The following is an 18,094-nucleotide window of genomic DNA, read 5'->3' as shown; positions in this document are numbered from 1 at the left end:
GTGACTCGGTCGGCTCAGGCGTCATGGTCGACCAGGGAAGAGCCGTCGGTTCGTGCCCCATCGACTCGGGCAGTGCATCGGTCGCTTCGGACGCCGGGGAAACCTGGGACATTTCCGCGATACTGCCGTCACCGGCACCGCATGTCACCAGCCAGTGGTCCGGAACTGGTCTGAATTCCGACTGAGACGTGGACAAGACCGCTGGCACGCGGTGGATCGGCACTACCGGCGAGTACTTTCGATCCGCGCGGACACCGCCGCCCTCAGATGCGTAGGGTGGGAAAGTCGGTGCTCGAGGGTACGGATTCTGAACGAGGAGCTGTGGTGAGCGCGGTACTTATCTCGGCAGGGGAGTTGCGGGAAGCTGTGGCGGACAAGAGGGTTCGCCTGCTCGATGTGCGCTGGGCATTGGGCGACCCGGACGGCCCGCAACACTATCTCGACGGTCACATTCCCAGTGCGGTCTTCGTCGACTTGGAGACCGAGCTGGCGTCGCCGCCGTCTCCGGCGCGCGGACGTCATCCACTACCCGACGTCGCGCAGCTGGAGAAGTGCGCGCGTAGTTGGGGTGTGCGGTCCGGTGATCCTGTCGTCGTCTATGACGCGACCGGCAGCATGGCGGCGGCGCGGGCCTGGTGGCTGCTGCGCTGGGCGGGCATCGCGGATGTGCGGATCCTGGACGGCGGACTGCCCGCATGGAAGAGTGCGGGCGGCGAAATCGTCTCCGGCACCGAGCCGGATCCCGAACCCGGCGATGTGGAACTCAGCCCGGGACACCTCCCGACCATCGACGCCGACGCGGCGGCCAAGTGGGACGGTGTGCTGCTCGACGCGCGCGCGGGCGAGCGCTTTCGCGGCGAGCTGGAGCCGATCGATCCGCAGGCCGGGCATATTCCCGGTGCGCGTAGCGCGCCGACCGCGGAGAACCTGGACGCCGCTGGCCGGTTCCGCGGCGCGGACGAATTGCGCAGCCGCTTTGCCGAATTCGGCTCCGGTCCGGTCGCGGTGTACTGCGGGTCCGGCGTCACCGCGGCCCATCAGATTGCCGCGCTGGCGGTCGCCGGTGTGCAGGCCGCCCTCTACCCGGGTTCGTGGTCGCAATGGTCGAACGATCCCAAGCGGCCGGTCGCAACCGGTAGCTGAGGCTTTCCACCGATCACGGGCAGGCGCGCGCGACGTCGTTCAGTGCGGCGTTGTCGGCGGCGGTCACCGGTAAGTCATATCGGACTGCGACGGTGAGGTATTTGCCGGCGTAGTAGCAGTGGCCGGTGCGGGCGGGCGGGAGCCATTCGCTCGGGGTGCTGTCGCCCTTGGACTGGTTGGTGCTCCCCTCGGTGGCGAGCAGGTTGACCTCGATATCGTTGGCGAACCGCACCCGCCGCTCGAGCGGCCAGTGCACTGCGCCCATGTCCCAGGCGGCGGCCAGCGAATACACGTGGTCGATCTGGATGTCGCCCGCGTCGGCCTTGCGGAAGGGGATCGGTTTTCCGGTGTACGGGTCGTTCAAGCTGCCCCCGGTGACCACGCAGTGACGGGTGCCCGGACGGAAGGTCACCCCGGTGAGCTGCTCGGCGAGGACATTGTTGCGGGTGTCGCAGCCGTCGTGCCCGCCAGGGCCGTCGTAGTCGTCGGTCCACGGCTGCCCGAAGACGCAGCCCGCACCTACCTTGCAACCGCGGTCATAGCCGCCAGGATGTGGGCGCTCGGCGATGACGCGCACAGTGGCCAGCAGTTGCTCGAGCTGGGCTCTGGTCGGACTGCCCGGGGCAGGCGCGACGGGTGCGGCACCGAACTCCGTGCACGCAGACGCGACGACCATCGCGAGTAACACGGCGAAGAGCGGCATCCATCGTCGAATGTCGGCACGCATGGTGCCAGATGTACCCGTATGGACCGACATTCGTTGAACTCAGAGATCGTGCGCCCGTCAGAAATAGCGGCGGGCCGACCTCACAACCAGGCGCGAGCCAGTAGCTCGTCGTCGGCTACCTCGCTCGTGCGCGGCGGGAACCTGGTTGCCGCGATGGATTCGACGCGTGCGCCGTCGTGCCCGATCAGCCACGCTCCGCCGCGGTCCTCGCACTCGGCGATCTTGGCGAAGGTGGTGAGCAGGAAGGTGATCGCGTCACGCGGATCCAGCGTGCGAGCCAGGCGCTGTGATTCACCGGGACGGGACAGATCCAGCCACACGCCGCACTGGCCGTCCAGTCGCATATCGACGATCTTGTCGGTATTGATGAAGGTGAATTTGCGTCGTTCCCACGGCGTTGTCGGCGTAAAGCTCTGCTCGAGTACCTGGAGCAGAATCGTCATGCTGCTGCCCTCCGCCTTTCATAGATACCTAAAACTCTTCTGTAGATACCTAAGCTTCCCGTTGCCACCAAGCTGCGATTCAGCCACTATGACCAGGGGATATCCCAGTATGTTCCGAGTTCGCCGAGAAATCCAGAAAACCGGAGCGGCAGCCGTCGGAGGTGTGTCGGACCCACCTGCTTGGATGGATTGATGCTGCACGGTCTGTGGTCGCCGGGATCCGGGTTGCTGCTCTGGCAGGACCCACCGGTCGTCGTGCTACCCGATCCGTTGGGCAGTGTGCTGCGGGCCTCGCGATTCCGGCATCGGGCCGAGGTACTGGCCATCGGGTCGGATGCGACCGAGTTGGATGCGATGGCGACCCAGCAGGTGCGTGCGCACGCGATGGCGCCCGCGGCCGCGGCCAGCGCGCTGCGGCAGCGGTTGCCTGTCGAGGCGGTCTCGGGGGATCTGCGCTTCCTCGCCCATGTAGCGCACGGCATCGAACGCTGGGCGCGGGCCGGTCGGATCGTGCCGGAGCTGCGCAGAGACGATGGCCAGTGGTGGGTGCGTTGGCGGCTGGTCGGCGGCGAGCGGCAGCGCGCCTGGCTTGCCGAACTGGCCGTAGCCATGCCCGCCGCGCTGCGTGTCGCGGGTCGGGCAGGCGCGCTGCTCGACGACATGGTCGCCGAACTCACCGACCCCATCGCGAGGGAGCTACTCGACCTCGGGGAGTCGACGCATCCGCTGGTGGCCGCGCTCATCTGGGACGTGGCACTGGACGGCGGTAGTCACCAGCTGGCCGAAGTGCTCGAGCGTTGGCGAGCGAGCCTGACCGGCGACGAGCCGGGGTTGGTATTGCGGCTACTCGAGCCGGACGGCGAACTCGGCACCGAGGACGAGTCGATGGCACTGTGGCGCTTGGAGGTGTGCCTGCAGACCGAGGGCGAGGCGCCGAATCCCGTTCCGCTCCATGGTGATCCGAGTCTGGTTCGGACCGCGGTGGAAAAGCTCGGACTGGCGCAGCGCGCGTACCCGCGGTTGCGTGATCTGCCGAGCGATCCACGCGCGTTGGACCTGCTGCTGCCGACCGAGGTGGTGGCGGACCTGGTTGCCCATGGTGTGCACGCGCTGCAGGCGGAGGGCATTCGACTGCTGCTGCCGCGGGCCTGGAACATCTCCGCCCCGACCATGCGAATGCGAGTGGACAGCGCCGTGCCCGCCGCCGAGAGCACCGTCGGCATGCGCGGACTCGTCTCCTACCGTTGGGAACTTGCGCTCGGCGACACCGTGCTGACCAAGGCCGAGATGCAACGGCTGATCACGTCCAAATCGGACCTGGTGCAGCTGCGTGGCGAATGGGTGCAGGCAGACCACAAGGTGCTGGCCGCCGCCGCCCGCTACGTCGCCGCCCACACCGACGACACCGAGCTCACCCTCGCGGATCTGATCGGTGAGCTCGGCGCCGGCCGTGTCCAGCAGGTGCCGATCACCGAGGTCACCGCGACCGGCTGGGCCGCCGAACTACTCGACCAGGCGCGCGAACCCGAACCGGTGCCCCCGCCGATCGGGCTGAAGGCACAGCTACGTCCGTATCAGGAGCGCGGCCTGTCGTGGCTTGCCACCATGAGCCGATTGGGTTGTGGCGCGATCCTTGCCGACGATATGGGCCTCGGCAAGACCGTGCAGGTCCTTGCCTTGCTGGTGCACGAGCGTGAAGAGGCGGGGTCTCGACGGGACCTTCGCGGACCGGTCGGTGTGGGGAACCCAACGAGCTCTGCGAGTACGGAGAACACAGGGCGAGCCGCTGAGAATGCAGGCGGGGGCGCAGCGCGCGGCGGGGACGTAGGGCACGGCCGGGACGGTGGACCGTTGGGTGACGGCTTGCCCGGCCCGACACTGCTGGTGTGCCCGATGTCGGTGGTGGGCAACTGGCAGCGAGAGACCGAACGGTTCGCGCCGGATCTGCGGGTGTGGGTGCATCACGGGGTCGGGCGGCTGGCAGGGGACGAGTTGGACGCGGCGGTGGTGGACGCGGATCTGGTGATCACGACCTATGCGCTGCTGGCTCGGGATGCCGTGGAGTTGGGTCGGCAGCAGTGGGATCGGATCGTGCTCGACGAAGCGCAGCACATCAAGAACGCGGCGACCAGGCAGGCGCGGGCGGCACGGTCGTTGCGGGCACGACATCGGCTGGCGCTCACCGGAACCCCGGTGGAGAACCGGCTGGAAGAGCTGCGGTCGATCATGGACTACGCGAATCCGAAACTGCTCGGTTCCCCGCAGTCCTTCCGCGCGCGTTTCGCCGTGCCCATCGAGCGTGAGCGCGACGAGAACGCGGTAACCCGGCTGCGCATGATCACGCAGCCGTTCGTGCTGCGCCGGGTGAAGACCGATCCCACCGTGATCAGCGATCTGCCGGAGAAGCTGGAAATGACGGTGCGGGCCAACCTGACCGTGGAGCAGGCGGCGCTGTACCAAGCGGTCGTCGACGACATGATCAACAAGCTCGAGGACGCGAAGGGCATGGCGCGCAAGGGCGCTGTGCTCGGGGCGCTGACCCGGCTCAAGCAGGTGTGCAACCATCCGGCGCATTTCCTCGGCGACGGTTCCGGTGTGCTGCATCGAGGCAGTCATCGCTCCGGCAAGCTCGCACTGGTGGAGGACGTGCTCGACGCCGTGCTCGCCGATGGTGAGAAGGCGTTGCTGTTCACCCAGTTTCGCGAATTCGGTGACCTCATCGCGCCCTATCTGATCGAGCGTTTCGGTACCGAGATCCCGTTCCTGCACGGCGGTGTGCCGAAGAAGCGGCGCGACACCATGGTCACCCGGTTTCAGGAGCCCGACGGCCCGCCGTTGATGTTGTTGTCGCTCAAGGCGGGTGGCACCGGACTGAATCTCACCGCGGCCAATCACGTAGTGCACCTGGACCGCTGGTGGAATCCGGCGGTGGAGAACCAGGCCACCGACCGTGCGTTCCGCATCGGCCAGCAGCGCAATGTGCAGGTGCGCAAGCTCGTCTGCGTCGACACCATCGAGGAGCGGATCGACGAAATGATCAGCGGCAAGCGGCAACTCGCCGATCTCGCGCTCGAGGCGGGGGAGAACTGGATCACCGAGCTGAGCACCGACGAACTGCGGGAGCTGTTCACCCTCGGCGCGGAGGCGGTCGGCGATTGAGTCCCTACACCGATTACAGCAAGTACGGTAAGCGCCGCCCGGTGTCGGGCGGGGTCGAAGCGCGCAGCCGCCGCGGCGCATTCGGGCACACCTGGTGGGGAAAGGCGCTGATCGAGGCGGTGGAGGCGATGTCGGAGCCGGGTCGGCTGGCCCGTGGCCGCACCTACGCCAGGTCCGGGCAGGTGGTGAGCTATCGGATCGAGCCCGGCGCGGTGACCGCGGAAGTGCAGGGTAGCCAGCCTCGTCCGTTCACCGCGGTTTTCACTGTCCGTCCGCTGCGGGACGAGGAACTGGCGTTGCTCATCGAGACCATCCGCACCGCGCCGGGGATGCTCGCCGAGATCGCGTCCGGCGCCTTGCCGACGGGTCTCGGCCCGCATCTGTTGCCGACCACGGCCGCGGATCTGGATTTCGCCTGCACCTGCCCGGATCCCGGCTGGCCGTGCAAACACGTCGCCGCGACCTGCTACCTGCTGGCCGAGCGGCTCGACGAGCGCCCGCGCGAGATACTGACGCTGCGTGGGCTCGATCTGGACACGCTCATCGCGGGTATCGAACGTGACCCGAACCCGTCGGCGTCCGATGATCCTTTCGGTGACCGAACAGAGCTGCCGAAGCTCCCGAAGGTCGAATTCCACTCGGCCATGGATGATTTGGATCCGGTGCTACTGCGGCGAGCATTGCGCATGATCGCCGAGGACGAACAGACCGCCGCCGCCGGGCAACGCGACCTGCGGACGCTCTACGAACAGCTCGGTCGCTGACCCGTCCCATGCCCAACCCGCCTGGCCGCGATACACGCGCAGTCCGTCGTGCGGGTCCGGTGGCGGCTGCCTGCGTCACGGCAATTGGCTGCCCCGGCTCCCGGCGACGAACACCGTGGCGAAACACAATGTGGCCAGGCCGGATAGCACAGCGACCGGTTCGGGGAAGTACAGCAGGGCGATCCAGAAGACGCCTGCCGCCGCCGCGAGGCAGATCCCGTTGAACAGTGACCAGCGGGCAATCAGCCGCGGGGCGGCTCGGGCCGCGCTGATCACCAGTAGCCCGAAAAGCATTCCGAGCAGACCCATTCCGACGCTGTAGCCGGTGTTCAGATCGAACACGCTGATCTGTCGCCCGCCTTCGAACAACGACGTGGTCGTGCTCGCGGACAGCTCGTTGATCACCTCCTCGTCGGGCGTATCCGCGCCGCCGAAAGCATGTACGACCAGCAGGTGCGCGAGTCCGATCGTGCCGAGCAGTGCGGCGCCGGTGATATGAACGGGCGCGGCCCAGCGGGCGGAAGTGGTGGTGCTCGGTGCGGACGTGGACGTTATCGCGGTCATCGCGACCTCCGTAAACGCGGGGATTCGAGTTGTCCCAGGAACAGAACAAAACTTATGTTATAGGCTGGTGAATGTGGCAGGCAAGAGTTCATGGCTGGAATCGGGGATGGTGATCCTCGGCACTGCGGGGCCGACAGGTCTCACGATCGACAAGTTGGTCGCGGCGACCGGGCTGAGCACCGGCTCCTTCTATCACCACTTTTCGGGCATGTCCGGCTACAAGACCGCGCTGCTCGCCCACTTCGAGGAGCTGCACACCACCCGCTACATCCGCGAGGTGGCAGCGGCCACCGATCGGCTCGATCCGCGCAGTCGGCTCGAGCTGCTGATTGATCTGGTGTTGGAAGACGATGAGCCGGCCAGCATCGAAGTCGCGGTGCGTGCCTGGGCGCTCAACGACCCGATCGCCGCCGCGGCCAAGGAGCGCGTGGACAACGCCCGGCTCGGATTCCTGTGGATCCTGCTGACGGAGTCCGGATACACGGAAGCCGATGCGCACGACATCGCGCAGATCCTCTACCTGCTGGTACTCGGTGCGGGCAATATGCTCCCCGCGATCCCGCCGGAGCAGCTGCGCGCCCTTTGCCGCCGGGTTCTGGCATGAGCGATAAGCGGCCGTCGGGCACCGAATCCTGCGATGGCAGCCGGGATTCGGCGAGGGTGGATCGCGGTTCGGGGACGGTGGACCGCAATTCGGGAACCGCGACAGCGGACGATCTCGGCGTCGATGTGATGCTCGTCAGTCCGGTGCGGCGAGTGGTGTCCCTGGTGCCCTCGCTGACCGAGGCTGTCGCCGCCACCTGCCCGGAAACCCTTGTCGCGGCCACCGATTGGTGCACCCACCCGGCCGATCTGGACGTCGAGCGCGTCCGCGGAACCAAGAACCCGAATGTCCGCCGCATTGTCGAACTGGCCCCCGACCTGGTGCTGTGCAACCAGGAGGAGAACCGCCGAATCGACGTCGAACGTCTGCGCAGCGCCGGAATTCCGGTGTGGGTCACCAGGATCGAGACGGTGCCCGAAGCCATCGCCTCGCTGACCCGGCTGTTCACTTCGGCCCTTGGCACAGCGGTGCCGCGCTGGCTCACCGAGGCCGAATCAGCCTGGGCGCCACCGCCACCCGCGCACACCAGGAATGCCGTGATCCCCATCTGGCGCCACCCGTGGATGGTGGTCGGCCGCAACACCTTCACCGGCGACCTCGCCCGCCGCCTCGGCCTGAACCTGGTGCACGCCGACCGCCCCGACCGCTATCCGAGGCTCACCGAGGACGAACTGACCGAGGGTGTCGAGCTGGCAGTCCTGCCCGACGAGCCGTACGTCTTCACCGAAACCGATGGCCCCGAAGCCTTCCCCGGCATCCCCGTCGCCTTGGTCGAAGGCCGCGCCCTGACCTGGTATGGCCCCTCGCTGGCTACAGTGCGCCCTGTTCTCACCGATCAGATCCGCCGCGCGAACTAAGTCGGTCGACAGGAGCTGGCATCGAACCTGTCGCGCTCACTCGAGGAGTTCAGCCGAGCTCGTAGTCGAACCAGATGCGGTGAGTGCCATCCTCGTCCACGGTCAGGCCGCCGGTGCCTTTGATTCCCGCAAGATCGCCCGTGCCGCTGGTGGGAACGATGGTGAAGAACTCGGCCCCGCGATCGGTGCCGAGCGTGGTCGCCGAGTGAGCGAAGTTGAAAGCACCCTGGACGCCGTTGAGTGCGCCTTCGAAGGACTCCATCGCAACATAGGTGCCCACCCCGGTGGCCTGGTCGAAGGCCGAGGTGAACAGGGTCGCCGACCGTCCCGTGACCTCACCGTCGAATTTCTTCTCGATGTGCGCGATGCCGACCGGGAGCGCGGTGGTGATGGCTGGGTCGGGCACGACATCGGTCGGGACGAAAGAGGGGACGGAAAAGGTGCCGGTTGCTTTCATGCGGCAGATCGTAATGACCGGTACCGACACAATGCTGCTCCACAGGGGTCCGCCTACTCCTGAATTACCGGGCAGTGCTGGGCACGTCGGGTGCCGTACCCGACTTACCTCCCGCGGTCAGGTGCGCAGTGTCGAGTTCCGGCGTGGTCATCTGGCTGTGGTGGCGTTCTCGAGAGCTACTTCCTCGAGACCGCCATTCCCGTGCTCGGCGCTCTGATCGGGGCTGCGGGGTTGGGTCGACGACGACCACAGACCCAACACCCCGCGTTAAATCCTTACACCCGGTATACGGGGTGTGAAGTTGCGGGAACGGGTGTTCGGGTGAGGATGTGGACGGGTGGGGTGGGCGATGTCGGGTTAGGCGGGGGTGGCGAATCGGTAGTCGGCGAGGTCGAAATGGCCACTGCGCCAGGCGGCTTCAACGGTCGTCGATGGGCGCAGTGGGACGTCGCCGTGTGCGTCGAAGTAGTAGCTGTTGGCGAGCGCGCAGCTGTCTTGCCAGAAGACCTGGCCGTCGCGGCGGGCGAGCATTTCCTGGAAGAAACGGTCGTTGGCCTCTTTGGTGACCTCGACCAGGGTGGCGTTGCCCGCGCGGGCATGGCGTAGGCAGCGCAGGATGTGCCGAACCTGATTCTCGATCAGTGCGAAATACGACGAGCCGTTGTATCCGTAGGGGCCGATGATCGAGAAGAAATTCGGGAAGCCGGGCACGCTGACGCCCTCGTAGGCCTGCAATCTGTTCTCGTCCCACCACTTTTCGAGATCGAGTCCGCCGACGCCCCGCAGATCGTAGGTCGGCATATTGCCCGATTCCATCACCTTGAACCCGGTCGCCAGAATGAGCACGTCCGCGGGGTGCTCGACTCCGCTCACAGTGCGGACGCCGGTCCTGGTGATCTCCTGGATCGGGTCGGTTTCCAGCACGACGTTGTCGCGGTTGAAGGTGGTCAGGTAGTCGTTGGAGAAGCCGGGCCGCTTACAGCCGAGTCCGTAACGTGGCGTGAGCTTTTCACGGATCACCGGATCGGTGACCTGGCGACGCAGGTGCGCGAGCCCGGCCCGCTCGGCGAGTTTGGCCATCGGCAGTGTGCCGTAATAGTGCGCCGAGATCGGGAAGGTGAACTCGACGTAGGTCTGGCTGACCAGCCGGGTCAGCGTCCGTCCACCCGGTACGCGCAGCGCCAACCGGATCGGCTTGGGTAGCGGCAGGTCCGGTCGGGGCAAGCACCAGATCGGGGTGCGCTGAAAGACGGTCAGCAGCTCGACCTCCGGTGCGACCTCGGGAATCACCTGGACCGCGGACGCGCCGGTCCCGATGATCGCGACGCGCTTGCCGCGCAGGTCCTGCCGGTGATCCCAGCGCGAGGTGTGCATGGTGATGCCCTCGAAGTCACCGACGCCGGGGATTTCCGGCAGCTTCGGCCTGGTCAGCACGCCGGTCGCGCTGATGAGGAAGCGCGCGGTGAGCTCGGTGTCGTCCCCGGTGTGCAGCCGCCAGCAGTGCCGTTCCTCGTCGAACTCGGCATCGGCGATGGTGGTACCGAACCGGATTCGCGACCGCAGATCGTATTTGTCCACGCACGATTCGGCGTACGCCTTCAACTCCCGCCCCGGCGCGTATACCCGCGACCAGCTCGCCCGCTGGTCGAACGAGAACTGATAGCTGAACGACGGAATATCGACGGCGACACCGGGATAGGTGTTCCAATGCCATGTCCCGCCGACCCCATCGGCCTCGTCGACGATCAGGAAGTCGTCGAACCCCGCTTCCCGGAGCTTGATCGCCGCGCCGATCCCGGAGAACCCGGCCCCGACGATGATCACCTCATGATCGATCCTGTTGCTGCTCACGCCTCCACCTCGCTGACGCTCGGTTCCGGCATGCGCTCCGCGCACTGGCACATGATTCGTTCGCTTCGCTCTTTCATGCGACCTCCTTTGGTCTGCGCGGGCTCACGCCACGCCTCGCCTCACGCGGGCCGAATCCTCGGCGAAGACGATGCAGTCGACGCGGTGCTCGATGCCATCCACGGTACGGACACCGAGGGGCGCCAACCTGGCGATCGGCCAGGTGATCAGCTTGCAATTATCCCGCTGCAACGAGCCGTAGAAGTGGTTGTGCAGGTGCACCTCTGCGGAGGATTCGGGGGTGAGCTGGCGGCGCACCCACGGATCACGGACCTGGAACCGGAGGTTCATTCTGGCTGCGAGGCGCACCCCGTAGTCGGGCACCCGCCGCGCCAGCCCGTCCACCCACCTCGGGTAAGGCATCGGCGGCCGCGGCAGCACCCAGATCGGATCATCGAGGAACACCGTGACGTGCTCTGCCCGGGTGATCACGCCGGGCAGCACGCGCGCGACCGCGGCCCCCTCGCCGATTACGGCGACGCGCTGCCCGGACAGGTCCCGGCAGCGATCCCAACGCGCGCAGTGGATCTGCTCGCCGGTATAGGACTCCGCATTGCGCAACTCGATCATTTCGCCACCGGCTCGTAGGTGAGATCCGCTGCCCAGGACGGCGGCCGGCCCAGGACGCGAAGTGGGAACCGGTCGATCCCCTTGTTCAGGGTGTCGGCGAGCAGTTGAAAGGGCTGCCGACGTTTGATCGTGGCCCGACCGTGGTGCTTGATCACGTGATACAGCGGGACACGCCGGATATTGGGAGTGCGATCACCGGCGGCTTCGAAGCGCCGCACCGAGTTCCACAGTCGCTCCTCGTCGAGGCCGAGCGCGACGATATTGGCGGCCATCCGAGACAGCAGCGGCGCATAGCGCATGTCGGGGTAGGTGAACGTCATGGTGCGTTGCCCCTTCCCGGGAACACCGCACTGCGTGAACCGCAGGGAATTCCCCATTCCGGTCGGACGGGATCAGTTTGGTGTCATCTGCCACCATTGTCCGCGCCTGCCACCAATTAGGCCTCTGGTGCGGTATTTTGTCAACCATGAACCTGCGCGCACCGGCCCGGACATGGGGCGGCCGCACCACCGAGGAGCGGAGGGCCGAACGCCGGGCCCGGCTGATCGACGCGGCGCTGGAGATCTGGCTCGACAGCGGTTGGGCGGCGGTCACCATGCGCGGGGTATGCACCCGCGCCGCGCTCAACGATCGCTACTTCTACGAGCACTTCGCCGACCGCGACGAACTACTTGTCGCGGCCTGGGACGACGTCAACACCGAAGTTCTTGCCGATCTGGGCGCGCTCGTCGCGGAGCGCATCGCGGATCCGCCATTGGAGATCGTGCGCGCCGCAATCGCGCTGGTGGTCCAGCAGCAGTCGACCGGGCGCGCGCGCATTCTGTTCGCCGATCACGCGGGCAGCGCCGTACTGGAGGAACGCCGCAAGGTCGCGCTCATAGACGCCACCGACCTACTCGTCGCCACATCGCGGCCCTACCTGCGCGCGGACATCGATGAAACCGAATTCCGCATGAGCGCGCTATTCGGCATCGGCGGTTTCATCGAACTACTCACGGCCTGGCGAACCGGTGCAATGGATATCGATGGCACCCGAATCGCCGACCAGGTCGGCGCGCTCACCACGTTGCTCGGCGCCCAATACCTCGCGCCGAACATCACCTCCACCGAGTAAGGACGAGATCGGCCAGCGAGCGTCCCCTCGGCCGTCAGCACCCGGTATGTCCAGCCTCGGTCATGCCTTCGAGCCCCAGCTCCCGCGCGGCGAACCCGATATCTCGTGCCGGACATCATGTCCCAGGGCGAGGGCGGGATCGGGTAGCCGCCGTCTCACCGACCGTAGGCGGTGAGGAACGCGGTAACTCCCGCCTCTACGAGGTGGTCGACCTCGGTGGGATCCGGCAGGTCGTCGGTGCCGCAGAACATCGCCTGGTTGATCGGCATCCACAGCAGGAGTCCGGCGAAATGGTGCGCCGCGATCTCCGGCTCTGGGGCGGCGAGCAGTCCACGCTCGGTCAGCCGCGTGAAACCCTCGGCCACGGAATCGATTCCGCGTTTGAAGGCCAAATCCCAATAACTGCGGCCGAGTTCGGGGAAGCGCTCGGCTTCACCGATCACCACCCGCCGCAATTGCAGCACGCGCGGCTTGCGCAGCGAATCCAGCAGCACACGGGCCAGCGTGCGCAGATCGCGCGGCAGATCTTCGGACTCGCCGAGCGCGCCCGACGCGCTCTGGATCGCCTCGTCCGCGCTGGTCATCATCCCCTGGATGATGTGGACGAACAGCGTCTCCTTGTCACGGAAGTGTTTGTAGACGGTCTGCTTGGAGACCGCGGCCAGCTTGGCGACCTCGTCCATGCTCGCGGCGGGGTAGCCCTGCCGGAGGAACACGGTTGTCGCGGCATCGACGATGGCCGCACGCCGCTGCGCGGATCTTGTTCCCTCGTTCGGCGCCGGTGAAATCTCCTGCATTCGCCCTGGTCTCCTTCTGTTTCCTCAATAGTACTAGACGATCCAGTTCCGTTTGTAGTACTGTACCGTCTAGTTCCAGAGCGCCGCAGGGCGTTGACCGAAACCCACACTGAACTGTTAGGACCGGACGAGATGACCGACAACCGAACCGGGTTGCTGCTGGCCTGCGGCGTACTCGCTACTCCACTGTTTTTCGTCGTCGCCTTCGCGCAGACGACCACCCGCGCGGGCTTCGATCTCGGCCCGCACATGATCAGCCAGTTGGCGTCCGGTGACCACGGCTGGATTCAGATCGCCAACTTCGTGGTCACTGGAATCCTGTTCATCCTGGCCGCGATCGGGCTGCGGCAGGCATTCACCGAAGGCCCCGGACGTGTCTGGATCCCGCGTCTGGTCGCGGTGTTCGGTGCGGGGCTGATCGCCGCCGGTGTCTTCGTGGTGGATCCGGTCAAGGGCTACCCGGTCGGCGCGGTCGAACACACCACGTGGCACGGCATCCTGCACGGTGTCGCGGCAGTTGTCGCCGGACTGTCCATGACGGCGGCGCTCGGAGTTTTCGCCCGGCGCTTCTTCGCGGCCGGCCAGCGTGGCTGGGCGATCGCCAGCATCGTGGTCGCGGTCGTGTACCTGGTGCTGCCGTTCGTCAATGCGGACCAGGGTGGCCTGTTGCTTGCGGTGGCCTCGATCATCGGCTGGGGCTGGGTGTCGGTGCTGGCACTGCGACAGCTGCCCGCGTTCGCCGCGCACTTCAGCTGGGGGACACCGCATCCCGCCTGAATCGCCCCACCCACCGGCCGTCACGAAGTCCACCGTGACGGCCGGTTCTGTCGGTCCGGCTGTTCGGGGATGCGTCCGGATCTGTGGGTAGCAAGTCCTTGATAACTCACGTGCACGTGCAGACACTGGGGTCGGTGGCGTCCGGACAACTCGTGACGGAGTCATAGCTGAAACCACGAACGGACAGGTACGCAGATGACCGACAACGGAATCACTTTCATCAATGTCTTCGAAATACCCGCCGACCAGATCGAAGAATTTGTCGATAATTGGCATGAGCGTGCGAGGCTCATGCGGGCAGCGCCTGGTTTCCGAGACGTACGTCTGCACCGGGCCATCCTGCCCGACACGCGCTTTCAACTCGTCAACGTGGCGCACTGGGACAGCGCCGAAGCCTGCGAGGCTGCTGGAGCCAACCCGGCCGTCGTCTCGTCCGTGGACGCGGCCAGGAAGGTCGCGAGCGCAAACCCTGCCCTCTACGAGGTCGTCGCCGAGTATCTGTGAGTGCCGCACCATCATTGCCGCGAAGCTCGACGTTCCGTTGTCCACAGTCGAGTCCGAATTGGTCGTAGACGACTTCGGAGACGCGCACGATGCACCTTCGGCGCGAAGACGTTCCCGAGCAAGACGTTGCCGAAATCATCGGGGTGACTCGTCAGCGAGTGGGGCAGCTCGCTACGCAGCGGCCGAAGGCGGAATAGGCGGCCGGTCTGCCATCGGGAACTCAGGACGCCGAATGGATTCGATATACCCGCAGCGCTGTGTTCCGGAAGATCTTTTCGAGTTCGGGCCTGCCGCCGCCGTGTCCGGTGATGGCGGCGGTGATGACCTCCACACTGTTGCCGATACTCGTAATAGGTTTGTCCACAGGGAAGTTGGAGCCCCACAGCAGTCGGTCCGCGCCGAAGACATCGAGGGCGTGTTCGACGAGTGGGCCGATTCGGTCCAGCAGTACGGGGACTGGTGTCGGATAGCCGCGCCGGGGGACCGGATGGCCGAGGACGGGCATCGTCAACCCGCTGACCTTGGCGACGACATTCGGGTTCGCGGCCAGTGCGGTGAGGTCGTCGCGCCAGCGGATGAACAGTTGTCGGCGCAGGCTCGGATTTGTGCCGGTGTGCTTGCCGACCGGGCCGAAAATTCCTGCGGGAGTGCCGAGATGGTTCAAGACGATCGGCACCTCCGGATAGCGCGCGGCAAGCGCGGCGACATCCGGCAGTGCGTGCGAGTACACCCACGCTTCGAATGAGAGTTCGCGCTCTGCCAGTGCTGCGAAGCCGTCCAGGAATGCCTTGGTGGTGAGCGCGCTTTCGGTCTTGGTGAACGACCGGATATCCCGGTCGGGGTGGTGGGCGACCATGGCGCGAATACCGCGCAGCCGGGGCGAGGCGGCGCGGTGGGCGTCGAGCAGATCGGCGAAATCCGGTGCCGCGGGATTCGCGTGGCCGAGGATCGCGCCGAGTGCGGGATTCTCGCCGCCGAACGGTAGTCCGGCGACCCAACGGGTTTCGTCGGCCGCGGCCAGCGGCCCCTCGCCGGACCAGCCGACCTCGATGTGCACGATCGCCTCGATCGGCGTCGCCGCCGCATCTGTGCGGTAGTCCGATGGAAGGTATGGATGTGCGAAAAATGATGGATCGCCAACGAATTCGCGGTCGCGCCGCGGCGCGAGCCGGATTGCGATCTCGATCGGCAGCGGCAGGTACTTGAACAGGCGAGCCAGCGCGCTGAAGTCGCGCGGCGTCGCCAGCGGATCCCACTGGTGGATGTGCGCATCGATGATGCGAATGTCCGTGAGGTCCATGGTGCCGTCCCGTCAACGTCGACCGTCCGCTCCGGCGATTGTCACATGTTGCCTCAGGGCCCGGGCGGGAATCAGCCGCACTGAGCGATTGCGCGGAGTACATGCGGTGCGGGCAATATTGCCGGATTGCGCACGGCGGGGTCGTGCTGTGGGGATGCCTGCGGCGCGGAGTGATATTGCGGGATTGCCCGGTGCGCCGGGGTGGGATTGCGGGGATTGTGTGGCGTGGCGTGATATCGCGCAGATCGTGCGCGGCACAGGTTGATAATGACCAGGTGCAAAGCGAAACGGTGACGTCCGTGGTCTTGGAGCGGCTGGTCGCCGAGGGGGTGTTGACTGCGGCCCAGTTCGAAGCGGTCGCGGCGGCGCTGGCTGCCGAGGAATCCAAGAATCGGCCGCCGCCGGGCAAGCTGCTCGCCGAGATCGCCGCGTATGTCGGTGCGGGGTTGCTCTTCGGCGGCAGCGGACTCGTGCTCGCCGGATCGTGGGAGAACATGGCGCAGGTCGCGCGGGTCGTCACCTTCGCGGTGGTGACGATCGGGCTCGCGGGCGGTGGGATCGCTTTGGCCGGTGGATTTTCCGCGCTGTTCCATCGCGCGGTCGACGGGCACACTGCTCGCCTTCGGCTCGCGACAGTGCTGTTCGCCCTTGCCGCGGCGGCCATGACCGTGACATTGGGCATCGCGGTAGACAACGGCGGCAGCCATGCCGCGTGGGCTTATGCGACCGTCGCGGGCACAGTGGCGGCGGTCCTCGGCTACCTCGCGTTGCCCTCTTTGACCGGCTTGCTCACCTGCGCCGTTTTCAGTGCTGTCATGGTCCCCACCGTGCTCGACGTGACGTTCGACGTCGACGAGCCGTGGATCGGGGTCGGCTTGTTCGTGCTCGGTGGAGTCTGGTTCGCGCTCACCCGAATCGGCGCATTCGCCGAGCTCTGGGTCGGTTACTCGGTCGCGATCCTGATCTCCGTGGTCGGCGCTCAGCTCACCGGGGACCACAATCTGACCCCGGCCTACCTGCTCACCGCCGTGGTGGCCGTCGCCTGCTTCGCGTTATATGCCACGCAGCGCTCGGCGGTACTCGTTATCGGTGGCGGTGCCGCGATCGCCCTGGCCGCTGCGGAAGCGGTATGGACGTGGACCGACGGCACCGTTGGCGCGGCGGGTGCGGTATTGGCCGTCGGCGCAATAGTTCTCATTGTCGGCGCGGTATTGCTGTCGCGCGCGTCCAAGACTTCTCCGTAGCCAGCGACGTTCAGCTTCCGTAGGCCGCCAAAAAGGTGTGCACGGCGGCTTGGGCGACTGCGCGCAATTCGGTGGCGGGGACGGCACGGGCACCGAGCTGTGAGCGCCGCTCCAACGGGCCGGTGAGCAGTGCGAGTAGCTGTTCGGCGGCGACAGTGGGATCGCACGGACGCAACCTGCCTGCCAGCGCCAGCCGGGCCAGCCGGTCGGCCAGCGCCTCGGCGATGCCATGCGAGGTGCGTTCCAGCACGGTGGCGCTCAGGTCGGGCAGGCTGGCGAGCTGCGCGTAGGTCAGCCGTCGCAGGTCGCGGGCGCGCTCGCCCACGCAGACCTCGAGCAGTCGATACGCGACGTCGGTGAGCGCCGCGGACAGGTCATCGCCGGGATCGCGCAGCCGTTCGACGATGTCGAGGTTCTCGGCCGCCACGGCGTCGGCCGCGGCGAGGACGGCGTGTCGGAACAGCGTTTCTTTGTCGTTGAGATGGTTGTACACCGTCGGTTTGGCGACGCCCGCTTCGTCGGCGATCTCCTGCACGCAAGCCTTGTCGTACCCGCGTCGGGCGAAGACGGTGAACGCCACATTCAGGATCGCTTGCCGCTTGTCGATGCGGCCCCGCGCGGCCGTTGCTCCCGTCACCCCTGCATGTTAGCGCCTCCACACCGCCGAATGAACTCATGGGTTCACTCTTGTGTTCCTACTGGTTCGTTTACTAATTTGAACTCGTCAGTTCAAGTGAGGAGATGGTCATGATCGTTCACCTGTTGCGCTTCGGATTCCGGGACGAAGCCACGGACACCGACCGGGCAGAGGTGCTTGCCCTGATGAAACGCACCGCCGCCGTGGAGTCGGTGTCGTTCTCGTCGGTGGGGCAGAACCTGGGTGATGCCGCCGAAGGATTCACCCATGCCTACTGCGTCGGCATCGAAAACCTGGACGCGCTGGAGCGATATCTGCACGATCCGGTGCACCTCGACGGTGATCCGCGGATCATCCCGCACCTCGCGAAAATAGCGATCGGGCCCGATGTTTCGGATGATTCGGATCCCGAACTCCGCGACAAGATCATGGCGTTGCACGAGGCGAAGGTCGCCGAGTATCCGGAATGGGCGCGACTCATGGAGTCGATCCCCGAGGTCCGGATCTTCTGAACGGTCCCGGCCG

General features: G+C 66.3%; 20 protein-coding genes. 10 read left to right on the top strand and 10 right to left on the bottom strand.

Going from position 1 to position 18,094, the window contains the following annotated elements; genetic code table 11:
* Positions 1-267 precede the first annotated feature (267 nt).
* Entirely contained in the window at positions 268-1,143 is an 876-nt protein-coding gene (locus tag ACFQZZ_RS29910; RefSeq protein WP_378687413.1) for a sulfurtransferase, read from the top strand.
* A gap of 13 nt (positions 1,144-1,156) precedes the next feature.
* On the opposite strand, the gene ACFQZZ_RS29905 is transcribed toward ACFQZZ_RS29910, so the two are convergent.
* The gene (locus tag ACFQZZ_RS29905; protein ID WP_378687412.1) at positions 1,157-1,870 is read right to left on the bottom strand and encodes an HNH endonuclease family protein; all 714 of its coding nucleotides are present in this window, start codon (positions 1,868-1,870) and stop codon (positions 1,157-1,159) included.
* A gap of 80 nt (positions 1,871-1,950) precedes the next feature.
* Positions 1,951-2,313 carry a hypothetical protein gene (locus tag ACFQZZ_RS29900; RefSeq protein WP_378687410.1) on the bottom strand — a complete coding sequence of 121 codons (363 nt, stop codon included), beginning with the start codon at positions 2,311-2,313 and terminating at the stop codon, positions 1,951-1,953.
* 192 nt (positions 2,314-2,505) lie between these two features.
* Between ACFQZZ_RS29900 and ACFQZZ_RS29895 the strand changes: the two genes are divergently transcribed.
* Both ACFQZZ_RS29895 and ACFQZZ_RS29890 read left to right on the top strand, forming a co-directional pair.
* A complete protein-coding gene (locus ACFQZZ_RS29895) occupies positions 2,506-5,472 on the top strand; it encodes a DEAD/DEAH box helicase (RefSeq protein ID WP_378687409.1) in 2,967 nt (988 codons plus the stop codon).
* Positions 5,469-6,236, top strand: coding sequence for a hypothetical protein (locus ACFQZZ_RS29890; protein ID WP_378687408.1), 768 nt, complete (start codon positions 5,469-5,471; stop codon positions 6,234-6,236). Before ACFQZZ_RS29895 ends, ACFQZZ_RS29890 begins: the two co-directional genes overlap by 4 nt.
* 75 nt (positions 6,237-6,311) lie before the next feature.
* Here ACFQZZ_RS29890 and ACFQZZ_RS29885 read toward each other — a convergent pair whose 3' ends face one another.
* Positions 6,312-6,800, bottom strand: a complete 489-nt coding sequence (locus ACFQZZ_RS29885) for a hypothetical protein (protein WP_378687406.1) — start codon at positions 6,798-6,800, stop codon at positions 6,312-6,314.
* 73 nt (positions 6,801-6,873) lie between these two features.
* On the opposite strand from ACFQZZ_RS29885, the gene ACFQZZ_RS29880 reads away from it, so the two are divergent.
* Together ACFQZZ_RS29880 and ACFQZZ_RS29875 are read left to right on the top strand one after the other, a co-directional pair.
* Positions 6,874-7,404: a TetR/AcrR family transcriptional regulator gene (locus ACFQZZ_RS29880; protein WP_378687404.1), complete on the top strand. Its 531-nt coding sequence runs from the start codon at positions 6,874-6,876 to the stop codon at positions 7,402-7,404.
* Positions 7,401-8,261, top strand: coding sequence for a helical backbone metal receptor (locus tag ACFQZZ_RS29875; RefSeq protein ID WP_378687402.1), 861 nt, complete (start codon positions 7,401-7,403; stop codon positions 8,259-8,261). The genes ACFQZZ_RS29880 and ACFQZZ_RS29875 overlap by 4 nt, the downstream gene beginning before the upstream one ends.
* A gap of 49 nt (positions 8,262-8,310) precedes the next feature.
* Here ACFQZZ_RS29875 and ACFQZZ_RS29870 read toward each other — a convergent pair whose 3' ends face one another.
* The 4 genes from ACFQZZ_RS29870 to ACFQZZ_RS29855 all read right to left on the bottom strand — a co-directional run bounded on the left by ACFQZZ_RS29870 (position 8,311) and on the right by ACFQZZ_RS29855 (position 11,516).
* Positions 8,311-8,718 (bottom strand): DUF3224 domain-containing protein, encoded by a 408-nt coding sequence (locus ACFQZZ_RS29870; RefSeq protein ID WP_378687400.1) that lies wholly within the window; start codon positions 8,716-8,718, stop codon positions 8,311-8,313.
* Positions 8,719-9,075: 357 nt separating this feature from the next.
* Positions 9,076-10,569, bottom strand: coding sequence for a flavin-containing monooxygenase (locus ACFQZZ_RS29865; protein ID WP_378687398.1), 1,494 nt, complete (start codon positions 10,567-10,569; stop codon positions 9,076-9,078).
* Positions 10,570-10,671: 102 nt separating this feature from the next.
* On the bottom strand, positions 10,672-11,196 hold the full coding sequence (locus ACFQZZ_RS29860; RefSeq protein ID WP_378687396.1) for a hypothetical protein: 525 nt from the start codon (positions 11,194-11,196) through the stop codon (positions 10,672-10,674).
* Positions 11,193-11,516, bottom strand: coding sequence for a hypothetical protein (locus ACFQZZ_RS29855; RefSeq protein WP_378687394.1), 324 nt, complete (start codon positions 11,514-11,516; stop codon positions 11,193-11,195). Before ACFQZZ_RS29855 ends, ACFQZZ_RS29860 begins: the two co-directional genes overlap by 4 nt.
* 146 nt (positions 11,517-11,662) lie before the next feature.
* On the opposite strand from ACFQZZ_RS29855, the gene ACFQZZ_RS29850 reads away from it, so the two are divergent.
* Positions 11,663-12,310 carry a TetR/AcrR family transcriptional regulator gene (locus tag ACFQZZ_RS29850; RefSeq protein WP_378687392.1) on the top strand — a complete coding sequence of 216 codons (648 nt, stop codon included), beginning with the start codon at positions 11,663-11,665 and terminating at the stop codon, positions 12,308-12,310.
* A gap of 155 nt (positions 12,311-12,465) precedes the next feature.
* Here the strand turns inward: ACFQZZ_RS29850 and ACFQZZ_RS29845 are convergent, their stop codons facing one another.
* Positions 12,466-13,107 (bottom strand): TetR/AcrR family transcriptional regulator, encoded by a 642-nt coding sequence (locus tag ACFQZZ_RS29845; protein ID WP_378687390.1) that lies wholly within the window; start codon positions 13,105-13,107, stop codon positions 12,466-12,468.
* 132 nt (positions 13,108-13,239) lie between these two features.
* On the opposite strand from ACFQZZ_RS29845, the gene ACFQZZ_RS29840 reads away from it, so the two are divergent.
* The gene (locus tag ACFQZZ_RS29840; protein WP_378687389.1) at positions 13,240-13,884 is read left to right on the top strand and encodes a DUF998 domain-containing protein; all 645 of its coding nucleotides are present in this window, start codon (positions 13,240-13,242) and stop codon (positions 13,882-13,884) included.
* A 195-nt stretch (positions 13,885-14,079) separates the two neighbouring features.
* The gene (locus ACFQZZ_RS29835; RefSeq protein ID WP_378687387.1) at positions 14,080-14,388 is read left to right on the top strand and encodes an antibiotic biosynthesis monooxygenase family protein; all 309 of its coding nucleotides are present in this window, start codon (positions 14,080-14,082) and stop codon (positions 14,386-14,388) included.
* A 220-nt stretch (positions 14,389-14,608) separates the two neighbouring features.
* Here ACFQZZ_RS29835 and ACFQZZ_RS29830 read toward each other — a convergent pair whose 3' ends face one another.
* Positions 14,609-15,688 (bottom strand): amidohydrolase family protein, encoded by a 1,080-nt coding sequence (locus tag ACFQZZ_RS29830; RefSeq protein ID WP_378687385.1) that lies wholly within the window; start codon positions 15,686-15,688, stop codon positions 14,609-14,611.
* Positions 15,689-15,963: 275 nt separating this feature from the next.
* Between ACFQZZ_RS29830 and ACFQZZ_RS29825 the strand changes: the two genes are divergently transcribed.
* The gene (locus ACFQZZ_RS29825) at positions 15,964-16,932 is read left to right on the top strand and encodes a hypothetical protein (RefSeq protein ID WP_378687383.1); all 969 of its coding nucleotides are present in this window, start codon (positions 15,964-15,966) and stop codon (positions 16,930-16,932) included.
* Positions 16,933-16,942: 10 nt separating this feature from the next.
* Here the strand turns inward: ACFQZZ_RS29825 and ACFQZZ_RS29820 are convergent, their stop codons facing one another.
* Positions 16,943-17,569, bottom strand: coding sequence for a TetR/AcrR family transcriptional regulator (locus ACFQZZ_RS29820; protein WP_378687381.1), 627 nt, complete (start codon positions 17,567-17,569; stop codon positions 16,943-16,945).
* Between the two features lie 110 nt (positions 17,570-17,679).
* On the opposite strand from ACFQZZ_RS29820, the gene ACFQZZ_RS29815 reads away from it, so the two are divergent.
* Complete coding sequence (locus ACFQZZ_RS29815; RefSeq protein ID WP_378687380.1) at positions 17,680-18,081, top strand: Dabb family protein; 402 nt, start codon at positions 17,680-17,682, stop codon at positions 18,079-18,081.
* Positions 18,082-18,094: the final 13 nt, after the last annotated feature.

The sequence above is a fragment of the Nocardia sp. GCM10030253 genome, assembly GCF_042675075.1.
In the GTDB taxonomy this organism is placed as follows: Bacteria; Actinomycetota; Actinomycetes; order Mycobacteriales; family Mycobacteriaceae; genus Nocardia.
The sequence above is the reverse complement of the archived record's forward strand: the minus strand, read 5'-3'. Positions and strand labels throughout refer to the sequence as shown.